At 62.0% G+C, this 12,160-nt stretch carries 13 protein-coding genes and 1 pseudogene; 8 read left to right on the top strand and 6 right to left on the bottom strand.

What is annotated here, in order from left to right; all coding sequences use genetic code 11:
- Positions 1 to 111: 111 nt before the first annotated feature.
- Both ACOSV0_RS24490 and ACOSV0_RS24485 read right to left on the bottom strand, forming a co-directional pair.
- Complete coding sequence (locus tag ACOSV0_RS24490; RefSeq protein WP_434114493.1) at positions 112 to 1,263, bottom strand: acyltransferase family protein; 1,152 nt, start codon at positions 1,261 to 1,263, stop codon at positions 112 to 114.
- Between the two features lie 182 nt (positions 1,264 to 1,445).
- On the bottom strand, positions 1,446 to 2,492 hold the full coding sequence (locus tag ACOSV0_RS24485) for a phytoene/squalene synthase family protein (protein WP_434114491.1): 1,047 nt from the start codon (positions 2,490 to 2,492) through the stop codon (positions 1,446 to 1,448).
- 382 nt (positions 2,493 to 2,874) lie between these two features.
- On the opposite strand from ACOSV0_RS24485, the pseudogene ACOSV0_RS24480 reads away from it, so the two are divergent.
- The 5 genes and pseudogenes from ACOSV0_RS24480 to ACOSV0_RS24460 all read left to right on the top strand — a co-directional run.
- Positions 2,875 to 3,018: pseudogene (locus ACOSV0_RS24480) on the top strand (ATPase domain-containing protein); the annotation flags it as partial.
- A gap of 57 nt (positions 3,019 to 3,075) precedes the next feature.
- On the top strand, positions 3,076 to 3,426 hold the full coding sequence (locus tag ACOSV0_RS24475; protein WP_434114489.1) for a response regulator: 351 nt from the start codon (positions 3,076 to 3,078) through the stop codon (positions 3,424 to 3,426).
- A gap of 132 nt (positions 3,427 to 3,558) precedes the next feature.
- Positions 3,559 to 4,992 carry an MFS transporter gene (locus ACOSV0_RS24470; protein WP_434114488.1) on the top strand — a complete coding sequence of 478 codons (1,434 nt, stop codon included), beginning with the start codon at positions 3,559 to 3,561 and terminating at the stop codon, positions 4,990 to 4,992.
- A 16-nt stretch (positions 4,993 to 5,008) separates the two neighbouring features.
- Positions 5,009 to 6,208: a CaiB/BaiF CoA transferase family protein gene (locus ACOSV0_RS24465; RefSeq protein WP_434114486.1), complete on the top strand. Its 1,200-nt coding sequence runs from the start codon at positions 5,009 to 5,011 to the stop codon at positions 6,206 to 6,208.
- A 2-nt stretch (positions 6,209 to 6,210) separates the two neighbouring features.
- The gene (locus ACOSV0_RS24460) at positions 6,211 to 7,035 is read left to right on the top strand and encodes a citryl-CoA lyase (RefSeq protein WP_434114484.1); all 825 of its coding nucleotides are present in this window, start codon (positions 6,211 to 6,213) and stop codon (positions 7,033 to 7,035) included.
- On the opposite strand, the gene ACOSV0_RS24455 is transcribed toward ACOSV0_RS24460, so the two are convergent.
- Both ACOSV0_RS24455 and bla read right to left on the bottom strand, forming a co-directional pair.
- Entirely contained in the window at positions 7,023 to 7,787 is a 765-nt protein-coding gene (locus tag ACOSV0_RS24455; RefSeq protein WP_434114483.1) for an IclR family transcriptional regulator, read from the bottom strand. The genes ACOSV0_RS24460 and ACOSV0_RS24455 overlap by 13 nt on opposite strands.
- A 111-nt stretch (positions 7,788 to 7,898) precedes the next feature.
- Complete coding sequence (gene bla / locus ACOSV0_RS24450) at positions 7,899 to 8,834, bottom strand: class A beta-lactamase (protein WP_434114481.1); 936 nt, start codon at positions 8,832 to 8,834, stop codon at positions 7,899 to 7,901.
- Between the two features lie 99 nt (positions 8,835 to 8,933).
- On the opposite strand from bla, the gene ACOSV0_RS24445 reads away from it, so the two are divergent.
- Positions 8,934 to 9,821, top strand: a complete 888-nt coding sequence (locus tag ACOSV0_RS24445; RefSeq protein WP_434114479.1) for a LysR family transcriptional regulator — start codon at positions 8,934 to 8,936, stop codon at positions 9,819 to 9,821.
- Here the strand turns inward: ACOSV0_RS24445 and ACOSV0_RS24440 are convergent.
- Positions 9,818 to 10,072: a hypothetical protein gene (locus tag ACOSV0_RS24440; protein ID WP_115779644.1), complete on the bottom strand. Its 255-nt coding sequence runs from the start codon at positions 10,070 to 10,072 to the stop codon at positions 9,818 to 9,820. The two genes, ACOSV0_RS24445 and ACOSV0_RS24440, sit on opposite strands and share 4 nt — an antisense overlap.
- 53 nt (positions 10,073 to 10,125) lie before the next feature.
- Positions 10,126 to 10,629 carry a lecithin retinol acyltransferase family protein gene (locus ACOSV0_RS24435; protein WP_434114477.1) on the bottom strand — a complete coding sequence of 168 codons (504 nt, stop codon included), beginning with the start codon at positions 10,627 to 10,629 and terminating at the stop codon, positions 10,126 to 10,128.
- A 460-nt stretch (positions 10,630 to 11,089) separates the two neighbouring features.
- Here ACOSV0_RS24435 and ACOSV0_RS24430 point away from each other — a divergent pair, with 460 nt between their 5' ends.
- Both ACOSV0_RS24430 and ACOSV0_RS24425 read left to right on the top strand, forming a co-directional pair.
- Entirely contained in the window at positions 11,090 to 11,377 is a 288-nt protein-coding gene (locus ACOSV0_RS24430) for a hypothetical protein (protein ID WP_093637794.1), read from the top strand.
- A 5-nt stretch (positions 11,378 to 11,382) separates the two neighbouring features.
- Positions 11,383 to 12,153, top strand: a complete 771-nt coding sequence (locus ACOSV0_RS24425) for a PP2C family protein-serine/threonine phosphatase (RefSeq protein ID WP_434114475.1) — start codon at positions 11,383 to 11,385, stop codon at positions 12,151 to 12,153.
- Positions 12,154 to 12,160: the final 7 nt, after the last annotated feature.

Here is a 12,160-nt window from a genome sequence, read left to right as displayed (position 1 = left end):
GTCTCCTCTTTTGAAGAGACTAACGCGAACCATCGATGCAGGATGCTAGGGGTTTCCCGATTCGTGGCAATGCAATGATGCAGATTAAGTGAAGTGGCGTTGCCACGTTAATCAGCTATGCGGCGTGGCTGGATCGGGCTTGGGTCGTAGAAAGCGGAACTGCCGGATGCCACGTTGCACGCGTTTCGTATTCTGCTCGAACAGCAGGTATACCGCGAACGCGTATACATAGCAGATAACCAGCATGCTCACGAACACCAGCGCGCCCCGGCCGTCGAACTGGATGCGCTGCCCGAACACGACGGCTGCCACGAAAAGAATGAATGAGAAGTGCGTCAGATACAGCGAATAGGAAAAGCCGGAAAAGAGCACCGCGATACGCGACAGCGACGCAGGACGCAGGCGAACGTTTTCCCAGAGTATGCAACGCAGAAACACGAAACACGGCACGCCGACAATCCAGTCGTTACTCAACAGGAACATGCGCGACACCACCAGCGCCGCAATGAAAACCGCCCCGCTGGCAAGTGTGAACCACGGCAAACCTGTTCGCGTGCCGCGCGCCGGGAAGCGCTTTTCAAGCAACACGAGTACGACGCCAAGCATCCACAATCCGAACCCGCTCAGAAGCGACGGAAACGCGATCATCGTGCCGAGCGCGAGCGCACCCGCAACGATTGCGCCTAATCCGCGGCGCTGGCGCAGCAATACGTAACAGGCGGGAAACCACATGTAGTACCAGAACTCATTGGCGAGGCTCCATAGCGGTCCATTGGAGCCATAGGTGCCGCACGTGAGCGTCTGCAGGAATGCGAGGTTGCACAGCAGCGTTGCCTGGCCGAGATGCGAGGCGACGTTGATCTGCTGATCGAAGGTGCCCTCGGTCCCAAGATAAAACGGCCCGTCTGCCAGCGCGATGCCCATGCGGTCCCAGAACAGCGTCAGCAGCAAGGCCGGAATCAGCACGATCCATAGCCGCGACATGCGCTCGGTCAGATAGCGCTGCCAGCTCCATGTCCCCGTCTCGACCTGCCGCAGCACCGAGCCGCCGACGAAATAGCCGCTCAGCAGGAAAAACACGATCACGGCGGTGTGGCCGTAGTTGCTGACGAAATAGAACGCTTTGCCCGCGAGTCCGATACCGGTACTCGTGCGGTAGTCGACGAACATGAGATTGCGCAGATGACTGACGCACACGGCGCCTGCCGCCAGCGCGCGGATCAGGTCCAACGTGTCGCAATGCTGTTTGCCGGTGGGTGCCATGAGCGTCTGGAATCGGACAAGGAGGGTTGTCCGCCAAACTACGGCCCATGGCATTTTTATTCAGTACGCTTGCCCACACTGCATGGGCACCACACGCAAACGCGCTATTCGCTGAGATGCGTCCATGCAATCCGGTTCGCGCGCAGCGGGATAACAACAGGTGAGTATCGCGAAGCAGGCGCTCAGATCCGCGCTTCAATCTGTTTGATCCGCTTTTCAACCGTTGTCCGCACGAGGCCATTCGAAGGCACCAGCAGCAGCGACGAGGCAATGATCCGATACACCTCATTGCGCCGGATCTTGGAGACCTTCGCAGGGTCGAGCCAGGCGTCGTTATCCACCAGCAACAGCAGCGTATCGAGACCGATCAGAATCGGCCACAAACACGCGAGCCGCAAACGCACCGAAAACGCGGGAATGGCCAGCGTGTAGTCCAGCGACTCGCGGAAATGATCCAGTGCCTTGCGTACGAGCTCGACCATCAGCGGCCGGGCACGAACGGAATTCGCCGGCAGCAGGAGTTCCTGCGCGCTCAGGCCATATTGATCGAGCATCGTCTGCGGCAGGTAACAGCGGCCGATCCGCAAATCCTTGCCGCAATCGCGCAGCACGTTGGTTATCTGCAGCGCTTTACCGAAACGCACGCCGCGGCGCGCCATGACCTCGGGCCGCTCTTTCAGCGTGCCGGGCATATGCGCGTAGGTCATGGCGGTCCAGAATTCGCCGACGCAGCCCGCCACCAGGTAGGTATAGCGATCGAGTTCAGCGTACTCGCGCAACGCGGCGATTTCGCCGGAACGTTCGTCGGGAAACGTACGGAGGTCGAATTCCATCCCTTCGGTCAGGGTCGATACGATCCCGCGTACTGCCGTACGGTCTGACTCGCTCAGTTGCGACAGCACCTCGAGCGCGGGGCCGAGCGATTCCAGCAGAACCTTTTCATCGGACTGGACCTGTTGACCCGCCACTTCGGCGGCCATGCGCTGGAACAGCGCGCCGTCGCTGGCGGCGCCGTTGACCTGGTCGCGCAGCGACAGCAGCAACGCAAGGCGCTGCTCGGGTGAGATCAGCGAGGTGTCCGCAATCGTATCGGCCGCGCGCGCCAGCAGATACGCAAGGCCGATCGGATCGCGCATGCCGGCGGGCAGCACGCGCAGGGTGAGATAGAAGGAGCGTGAAACGCCTTTCAGGAGCGGACCGAGAAGAAAGGCCCGGGTCGGATTCGGCATGAGTGGGATCAGGTCAGTATTGGGCAGAAATCAGGCGCTGCAGAATTGTATACGGCGAAACGCCTTTGCCTCACGCGCTGCTCCTTCGCTGCATCGCGTTGAAAAACTCGCCGGCATGCCGGCGATAACTACCGGCAGGTAGCCAACCCTTCGTGCGCCCTCGTGCCTCTTCACTCGCGCCACGCGCCGCCCGTCCACTCTCCATTCGCCGGCCGGCAGGGGCTCGACAGAATCCGGGCCTCATTGCCGGCACGCCACGTCGCCGCCGGCTTGCGGGAATGCGGATTGCTGGCAATGTCCGGTTAAGCGATGCATGGTCCGCTCGAGTCCATTTGCCATGCTGTCGCTCCTTCGCACCTTGAACGGCATATCGACAATGACTTTCCGCGAATCTCAGACGTTCAGCGAGACCGAACTGTCGCTATCGAAGTTCATCCGCGAATTGAACGCGCGGGTCGCGGCGATGAATTGCACCACGCTGTTGCTCGCGCCGCTGTCCGGCAACGAACCGCATCCCGAACACACGCATCCGGCGCAAGGCCTGTCGGCCACACTTTCGCAGCGACGAAATACCTAGCCGCCCATGAAAACCATCCTGGTCGTGGACGACGAGTTCGACATTCTCACGGTCTGGCGACTGTTGCTGGAGCGGCATGGCTATACCGTGCTGACGGCGTCCAACGGGGCCGCGGCACTTGAACAGATCCGCAGGACCCGGCCCGACCTCATCGTGTCGGACTGCATGATGCCGGTCATGTCCGGGCTGCAACTGTGCGCCACGCTGTTCGCCGACCCCGACCTGCGCGCGGTTCCGATCATTCTGTGCAGCGCGGCCTCGGACATCCCCGTACAGCCGAATCCCAACATCGCATACGCGCGCAAACCGCTTTCATTCGACGCCCTTCTCGCCATGCTGAAGCGGATGGCGGCTTAACGACCGGATCACTAGGTAAAACCCCGAATTCCTGGCAAGCATCACACAGACTAACCTCTGCACACCGATTAAATAGAACGTCGTTCTGTTAGATAGAACGACACAGGCAAGAGACACTCGAAGGAGGATTCCATGGCAAGCCTGCCGATCGACACACCCGGCGCGTCGCCCCATTCAAGCACCGGTGCGCCAGAACTCACGACCGGCGTCAACGCGCGCATCGACCGGCTGCCCGCGACGCGCTCGGTATGGATGCTGGTGTTCCTGCTATCGATCGGCGGCTGGTTCGAGTTCTACGATCTGTTTTTCACGGCTTATGTCGGCCCCGGCCTCGTCAAAAGCGGGTTGTACGCGACCACGACCGCTTCGTTCTTCGGCGTGGCCGGGCTGGGCGCTTTCGTGGCGGCGTCGTTCGCCGGCCTCTTCATCGGCACGTTCTTTCTAGCGGGCATGGCGGATCGCTATGGCCGCCGAACCGTGTTTACCGTTTCGCTGCTGTGGTACTCCGCGGCCACGCTGATCATGGCGCTGCAAACCACCGCGCCGGCCATCAATCTGTGGCGTTTGATCGCGGGCATCGGCGTGGGCGTCGAACTGGTGACGATCGACACCTACGTCAGCGAACTCGTGCCGAAGCATCTGCGTGGCCGCGCCTTCGCGTTCGTTCATCTCGTGCAGTACACCGCGGTGCCGTCGGTCGCCCTGCTTGCGTGGTGGCTGGTGCCGCAAGCGCCGTTCGGTGTCGACGGCTGGCGCTGGGTCGTGATCATCGGCGCGCTCGGCGCTGTCGTGGTGTGGGCGATTCGCCGGCGCGTGCCGGAAAGTCCGCGCTGGCTCGCGCAGCAAGGCCGCGCCGCCGAAGCGGAACAGGTCCTGCAGGCGATCGAAGCGAAAGTCGCCAAGCAATACGGCAAGCCATTGCCCGCCCCTGTGCCGACTGTCGAACCGGCCACCACCAAGGCCGCCTTCCGCGAAATCTGGCAGCCGCCGTATCGCAAACGCGCAATCACGATGCTGGTGTTCAACCTGTTCCAGGCGATCGGCTTCTACGGTTTCGCGTCATGGGTGCCCACGCTGCTCGTCTCCAAAGGCATAACGATCACGCACAGCCTGATGTACTCGTTCGTTATCGCGGCCTCGAATCCGTTCGGACCGCTGATCGGTATGGCGATCGCGGACCGCATCGAACGTAAGACGTTGATCGTGCTGTCGGCACTCGGTATCGCCGTGTTCGGCAGCCTGTTCGCGACGCAAACGTCGCCTGCCATGCTCATGACGCTCGGCGTGTTGATCACGCTGTGCGGCACGCTGCTCTCAGTCGGCTACCACGCGTATCAGACCGAACTGTTCCCCACGCGCTTGCGGGCGCGCGCCGTCGGTTTTGTTTACTCGATGTCGCGTTTATCCGCGATGTTTTCCGGCTTCATGATCGCCTTCGCGCTGCGCCACTTCCAGGTGCCGGGCGTGTTCGCGTTGATCACTGTGTCGATGGTGATGGTCATGGGCGCGATCGGCATCTTCGGGCCGCGTACCAACAATCGCAATCTCGACGAAATTTCGCATTGAACAAGAGACTTCAAAGATGACGCTGCCGTTGGCCGGAGTGCGGGTACTGGATTTATCGAATGTGTTGGCGGGGCCGTTTTGCGCCTATCAACTCGCGCTGCTCGGCGCCGACGTGATCAAGGTCGAGCACCCCGAAGGCGGCGATCTTGCGCGGCGTTTAGGCGCCGACAAGGAAGCGTCCATGCGCAACATGGGCGCCTCGTTCGTCGCCGTGAATGCGGGCAAACAGTCCGTCACCCTCAATCTGAAAGACCCGCGCGGCAAGACCATTTTGCGCGAGCTCGTCAAAACCGCGGACGTGCTCGTCGAAAACTTCCGGCCGGGTGTGATGACGCGGCTCGGCCTCGATTTCGATGCGCTGCGCGAGGTCAATCCGAAACTCGTGTATTGCGCGATCTCCGGCTTCGGCATGGACGGCGAGTTTTCGAAACGCCCTGCCTACGACCAGATCATTCAGGGCATCTCAGGCGTGATGAGCGTCACCGGCGATGCCGACAGCGCACCGTTGCGCGTCGGCTATCCGGTGTCGGACACCGTGGGCGGCCTCACCGCGGCGTTCGGCATCTGCGCCGCGTTGGTCGATGCCCGCGCGAGCGGACACGGCCGCATGCTCGACGTCTCGATGCTGGAAGCGACGCTTGCGACAATGGGCTGGGTCGTGTCGAACTACCTGAACGCCGGTGTCACGCCCGAACCGATGGGCAACGAAAACTTCACCGCCGCACCGTCGGGCACCTTCAAAACCGGCGACGGCCCGCTCAATATCGCCGCGAACGAGAACAAGCAGTTCGCGAGTCTCTGCCATCTGATCGGCCGCGCCGATCTGCTCGACGACGCGCGCTTTTCCGAGCGCAACGCGCGCAAAGTGAATCGCGCGGCGTTGAAGGCTGAAATCGAAGTGGCCCTCGCAAGCGACAACGCGACGAACTGGGAAGCCAAATTCTTCGAAGCCGGCGTGCCGGCCGGACGTGTGATGTCGGTGCCGGAGATTCTCGCGCATCCCCATCTGGCATCGCGCGAGTTCATCCGTGAGTTTGCCGCCGACGGCACCGCCGAACGACAACGCGTGACCCGTGCAGGCTTTCGTCTCTCCGACGCCGACACCGCGCCGACAACACCTGCCCCGGCTCTGTCAGCTCACACGCGTGAGCATCTCGCCTCGCTCGGTTACGACGACGCGCAAATCGATCATCTACGCTCCGAAGGAGTCATCTGAATATGACGCAAGCATTCGACGCCGCCAAACTCGCCGCCGACTACTGGAGCACCTCGATCATCGATATTCATCCTGGCTCGATCAAGGTACGCGGTTTCCCGATTCAGGAGTTGATCGGCAACGTCAGCTTCCCGCAGATGATCTGGCTGATGCTGCGCGGCGAACTGCCTGACGCCGCGCAAGCGCGTTTGTTCGAGGCTGCGCTGGTGGCATCGGTGGATCATGGCCCGCATGCGCCCTCGATTGCGATTTCGCGGATGGCGACCAGTTGCGGTTTGCCGTTGAACGGCGCGATGGCCTCGGCGATCAATGCGTTGGATGACGTGCATGGCGGCGCCGGTCAGCAGGCGGTCGAACTGTACGACTCGATCGCTGAACGCATGCAAGCAGGCGCCACGTTGGAAGACGCCGTCGAGCAAGGTGTCGATGCTTTTACCGTCGAACACGGCAAGTATTTGCCCGGCTTCGGACACCGCTTTCATCCGGTCGATCCGCGGGCCATCCGGCTGCTTTCACTCGTGGACGAAAGCGTCGAGCAGAAGAGCATCGGCGGGCAATATGCGGCTATCGCGCGCGGTATTGAAGCCTTGCTGAAGCAGCGCAAGAACAAACCGGTGCCGATGAATATCGATGGCGCAACCGCCGTGATTTACGCCGAACTCGGTTTTGCGCCGGAACTGGCTCGCGGGGTGTTCTGCCTGTCACGCGCAGTCGGCATTCTGTCGCATGCATGGGAGCAACGCGGACGCAACGAGCGCAACAAAGGCCCGATGCCGCGTCAAATGAGCTACACCTACACGGGCAAGCCCGAGCGTCACCTGTCCTGAACGGCGGCCGCACGCCGCTGCGCATTGCGCATCGCGCGCGAGTCGCCGCCCAATGCATCGGTTGCGCGCGCGGCGCAATCGAACAACGCGCCGAGATTGCCTTGCAGAAACGCCTGATCGATGCGGGAGCTGGGACCCGCGAGCGTCAGCACACCACGCAAACTCTGGCGCACACCGAATACCGGCATTGAAATCCCGGCCGTCTCCCGATCGCGCTCGCCGATCGACACACAGTAGAAGTCCTCGCGAATCTTCTCGTACGGTTCGCCCGGCGTGCCGCCGAACGCCAGCAACGCGTGGCCGCCCGAGCCGCTTTCCAACGGCAGCACGTCGCCTTCGCGCACGTGAAAACGCACCGCATGCGTCGAGTCCACGCGATGCAGGCACACACGCACCGCCTCGTCGCGTACGTAAAAAGACACGCTTTCGCCGCTCGTTTCCGCGAGTTCGCGCATCAGCGGCACCAGAATATCGCCGAGGTTCAGACTGCGCTGGTATAGCGCCCCGAGCATGAAGGTCGCGGAGCCGAGTTGATAGCGGCCGTCGTCCAGACGCAGCAGCAGGCGGTGCTGGATCAGCGAGCCCGCGAGGCGCAACAACGTGCTCTTGTAGAGCCCTGTGCGCGCCGCGAGTTCGGCGAGAGTGAGCGCGGCGTCATCCGGCCTGAAAGCGAACAGGATCGCACAAGCACGATCGATGACGGCAACGCCTTCGCTTTCCTTTGAGTTTGATTTGTCCGCTGGCGTTGGCATGAGTTAGCGTAAGTCACGTCGCTTCATATCGAAGCTGAAATTTTACGCCATGACGCGGGGGTGTCATACCGGTCAGTGGGTGTTATTGGGGGGAATGGTTAGAAAACGGGCTTACACCATCGCCACCACCAGCGCACCAACGTCTGCAATCGCCGCATTACAGCGCGCCGCATCGCCGCTCGTTCCCGTGAGGTAGACGGTTACGAGAATCGGCCCGCGTCCCGGCGGCCACAGAATCGCGACGTCGTTTGCCGTGCCGTGATCGCCCGTGCCGGTTTTATCGCCGACGCCCCAATCCTTCGGTAGCTTCGCGCGAATCCGTTCGCCGCCGGTCTGATTCGCCGCGAGCCACGCAAGCAGTTGCGCACGCGACGACGAAGACAGACGCTCGCCCAGCAGAAGTTCACGCAGATTGCCTAGCATGGCGTTGGGCGTGGTGGTGTCGCGCGGATCGCCCGGTGTCGCTTCGTTCAGCGTGGGTTCGTTGCGGTCCAGGCGCGTGATGCCGTCGCCGATACTGCGCGCGAACGCGGTCAAAGCGGCGGGGCCGCCAAAGCTCGCCAGCAACAGATTGGCCGCGGTGTTGTCGCTGAGCGTAATCGCCGCCTTGCACAAGTCGGCGACGCTCATCCCTGCGTCGCCAGTGAGCTCACGAGTGTGCTTACCGGTAGCCGGCGAGTACGGCACAAGATCGCTTTTGGCAAACACGACGCGCCGCTGCAAGTCTTCCTGACCGCGATCCACGCGCGTCAACACAAAACCCGCCGCCAGCAGTTTGAACGTGCTGCACATCGGAAAACGCTCGTCCGTCCGCAAACCAGCGTGCAATCCGGACATCGTGTCGACGATCGAAACGCCGAGCCGGCCGCCGCTTTCCGCTTCAATCTGCGCGAGCCGTTGACGAATAGCGTCCGCCTTGGCCATCCCGCCGCCCTGCTTCGTGGCGCCCGCCTTCATCACCTTCCCCAAAGCGCCCCCGCTGCCAACCGCAACCCCAGCTATTGAAACGCCAAGCATCGCGCCTGCGAATTTCCGTCTTGTGATCATCGCCGCTCCTTATGTGAAGCCGCCACTATCGGTTTTTCGGCGCTCGCTGGCAAACGATGATAAGTTAGTCGACTCCCAAGAAAATCTTATGCCTCCGCCATGAGACCGTATCTCCCCTTGAATGCGCTGCGCGCCTTCGAGTCGTCCGCGCGACATCTGAGCTTCACGCGTGCCGCGCTCGAATTGAACGTCACTCAGGCGGCCGTGAGCCAGCAGGTCAGAACGCTGGAGGAGCGGTTGGGGACGGCGCTCTTCAAGCGTCTGCCCCGCGGCCTGGCTATGACGGACGAAGGCCTAGCGCTCCGTCCGGTTCTCACCGACGCATTCGATCGTATCGAGGCCGTGCTCAAGCAGTTCGACGGCGGCCACTTTCACGAGGTGTTGACGGTCGGCGTGGTGGGCACCTTCGCGGTGGGCTGGCTGATGCCGCGGCTCAAGTCGTTTCGCGACGCGCATCCGTTTGTCGAACTGCGGCTGCTGACAAACAACAATCTGGTCGATCTCGCCACAGAAGGCCTCGACTTTGCGATTCGTTTCGGCGACGGCACCTGGCCCGGCTCGCTCGCCACCCGGCTGCTCGACGCGCCGCTCGCGATTCTGTGTGCACCTGAAATCGCAATGCGTCTGTCCGAACCGGCGGACCTCGCCAACGAAACCTTGCTGCGTTCTTATCGCGTCGACGACTGGATGACGTGGTTCACGGCCGCCGGCATCCCGCCGCGGCCGATTCGCGGCCCGGTGTTCGATTCATCGCGGCTCATGGTGGAAGCGGCCATGCAGGGTGCGGGTATCGCACTGGCGCCGGCGCTGATGTTCGATCACGAGATCAACACGGGCCGGCTGGCGCGCCCGTTCGAGGTGGAAGTTCATGCCGGCAGCTACTGGCTGACGTGGTTGAAGGGCAAATCGATGACGCCGGCAATGCTGCTGTTCAGTCAGTGGATCGTTAAGGAAGCGGCCTTGCACATGCAAAGCACGCAAAGCTAGCAAGCTGCCGCGCGACGATGGCCATTCATGGCGGGCCGCTCGGCTTGCGGCGGGAACACGTTCCACGAGCCGTCGTCATGACGGAAGAAGAAGATCGACAGCAAACCACCCGGCCGTAGGGCCTCCACGCAGACGTAGCGCTGATGTTGCGACGCGCGGTGGCAAAACCGCACGACACGCGCGGGCATCGACGGGGTCGGCGCAAGCCATTTATCGACGGCCCAGTGCAAGGTCTTTTCTGCGGCAACCATGATGTTCTCCTCGATTTCTGAAACCTTGAATCCCTGAATGCCTTCCCGCTTGCTCACGCGAGCTGGGCGGCAACCTGTCCATCCTTCGCGTTACTTTCGACAAACGCCTTCACCAGACACACCAGCGCACGCATGCCGGCGCGGGGATGCCTCAGGCAGCAATGCACCTGTTCGCTGCGGCTTTCGCCGAGCAGGCACCACGCGCAGAAGTGCTCGCAGTTGTTCGTCAGCAGGCGATAGTGGTTTTCGCCGAGGCGGGAGCGCGCGCGGCGCACGGCTTCGTCGCCGGCGTAGCGGGCACTCGGAGTCGGGCGGATCGTCAATGGATGACCGGCGGCGAAACGGGTCAATTCCACTTCCTCCACCGGGCCGCGATGCGCCGAACTCGCAAAGCCTGCGTAATGGACCACGCGGCCATTGCCCACGTAAATGCCGTGGTGTTCGTAACCGCGCCGCTGCGTGACGAGATGCGCGCCGATCGGCAGATCGATGGTCGACGCTTCATTGCAGCATTCGCCCTGGCTTTCGCTGCTCGTGGGAAGATGGTTCGTGTTCATGGCCGGCCTCGCTTCGATATCCAACACTGTTGCGAGATCTTTTGCATCATCCGGGCCATGTGCGGAAAAGCCTTTATTTAAAGGGCTTTCAGGAATTTCTGGGCGTTTTGAGCACAGCATGTGTCCGCCGTGAGCCGACACAAATCGAGCCGATCTGTTGGCGGATGTCGATCATTCGAGATGCCGATTGAACCGCAGGGAATGTGTTCGTCAGGGGTCGGGGAGTCAAGTCAATGTGTTGGGTCCTGCACCGGTGTGAGCGCCTGAATGTTGGGTGCATCCCAACCTCTTCCCCCCGGTATGAACAGACGCTGACCACCCTGGCGCGCGGAATCGCCCACCAATCAACGCACTACGAGAAAGCGCCCGCTCGGGCCGCAAATTGGCACAGCACTTGCACCATCACGTTCAATTCCTTTTCAACCGCGCGCCCGACGCACGCGGCCAACCGGAGAACGACATGGCTTCCATCACAGTGAACGACCTCTCGCTGAACCTCGCGCTCGACCGTAAAGCGATGGCGGCGATCCGCGGCGGCGGCGGTGCGCCGTGGGTGTACGGCTGGATTCAGCCCTATGTGCGGGAAACGCCGAGCATCGGTCCGGTGGTGAACCTGTACGACATCTCGAACAACTTCTATGCTAACCAGATGATCAACACGTTCCAGTCCGTGGATGTGCGCAACACCGGCGCGAACTCGAACATCAACGTCTCGCCCGACGCACGCAGCAGAAACGATATGGTGTAGCCCTTGTGACCTGTCCGAGCCAATTTCGATGGACGTCGTCCGCGCGTTCCGACGTCGGACGCGTGCGTGAAATCAACGAAGATGCCTGCCTCGCCCAGCCCGAACCCGGACGCTGGGCCGTCGCCGATGGTATGGGTGGGCACGCGGTCGGCGATCTGGCGAGTCGCCTGGTGATCGATACGCTGAGCCGGCTCGCGCCGCCGCTCGCCATGAGAACCTGTATCGCCGACGCGCGGGCACGGCTGCAAAAAGCCAACCGCCAACTCAGGGACGAAGCCGCGCGCCGCCAGGTGCAAAGGATTGGCAGCACCGTCATCGTGCTGCTCGCGTGCGACCGCTTCTGCGGTTATCTATGGGCCGGCGACAGCCGCCTCTATCTGTATCGCGCCGGGCAATTGCGGCAACTCACGCGCGATCATAGCCAGGTGGAAGAACTCAAATCGCTCGGCATGATTACCGACGAGGAAGCGCGGCATCATCCGGCGCAGCACATGATCACGCGCGCGGTCGGCGCAACGGACGTGCTCGAACTCGATGACGATGCAATCGAAGTCGCGGATGGCGACGTCTTTCTGCTATGCAGCGACGGGCTGAGCAACGAGGTCAGCGATGCGGAAATACTGGCGGTACTGACCTCGGTGGCGTGTGAGCGTGCGTCCGATGAACTGGTCGACCTGGCCATTGCACACGGTGGACGCGACAATGTCACCGCGGTGGTGGTGCAAGCTGAAGACCCGTATGCGTCCGACAAAACCTTGCTGAACCCGGCGCCTTGAATGCGCG

Origin of the sequence: Paraburkholderia caffeinilytica, assembly GCF_051027425.1 — a bacterium.
In the GTDB taxonomy this organism is placed as follows: Bacteria; Pseudomonadota; Gammaproteobacteria; order Burkholderiales; family Burkholderiaceae; genus Paraburkholderia; species Paraburkholderia caffeinilytica_A.
The sequence above is the reverse complement of the archived record's forward strand: the minus strand, read 5'-3'. Positions and strand labels throughout refer to the sequence as shown.

Bases quoted from the DNA above. Each gene is read 5' to 3' on its own strand.
- ACOSV0_RS24430 (WP_093637794.1), top strand. From the start codon at position 11,090: ATGGCTTCCATCACAGTGAACGACCTCTCGCTGAACCTCGCGCTCGAC.
- ACOSV0_RS24440 (WP_115779644.1), bottom strand. From the start codon at position 10,072: ATGGTTGCCGCAGAAAAGACCTTGCACTGGGCCGTCGATAAATGGCTT.
- ACOSV0_RS24485 (WP_434114491.1), bottom strand. From the start codon at position 2,492: ATGCCGAATCCGACCCGGGCCTTTCTTCTCGGTCCGCTCCTGAAAGGC.
- ACOSV0_RS24435 (WP_434114477.1), bottom strand. From the start codon at position 10,629: ATGAACACGAACCATCTTCCCACGAGCAGCGAAAGCCAGGGCGAATGC.
- ACOSV0_RS24455 (WP_434114483.1), bottom strand. From the start codon at position 7,787: ATGCCAACGCCAGCGGACAAATCAAACTCAAAGGAAAGCGAAGGCGTT.
- ACOSV0_RS24465 (WP_434114486.1), top strand. From the start codon at position 5,009: ATGACGCTGCCGTTGGCCGGAGTGCGGGTACTGGATTTATCGAATGTG.
- ACOSV0_RS24445 (WP_434114479.1), top strand. From the start codon at position 8,934: ATGAGACCGTATCTCCCCTTGAATGCGCTGCGCGCCTTCGAGTCGTCC.
- bla (WP_434114481.1), bottom strand. From the start codon at position 8,834: ATGATCACAAGACGGAAATTCGCAGGCGCGATGCTTGGCGTTTCAATA.
- ACOSV0_RS24490 (WP_434114493.1), bottom strand. From the start codon at position 1,263: ATGGCACCCACCGGCAAACAGCATTGCGACACGTTGGACCTGATCCGC.
- ACOSV0_RS24470 (WP_434114488.1), top strand. From the start codon at position 3,559: ATGGCAAGCCTGCCGATCGACACACCCGGCGCGTCGCCCCATTCAAGC.
- ACOSV0_RS24475 (WP_434114489.1), top strand. From the start codon at position 3,076: ATGAAAACCATCCTGGTCGTGGACGACGAGTTCGACATTCTCACGGTC.
- ACOSV0_RS24460 (WP_434114484.1), top strand. From the start codon at position 6,211: ATGACGCAAGCATTCGACGCCGCCAAACTCGCCGCCGACTACTGGAGC.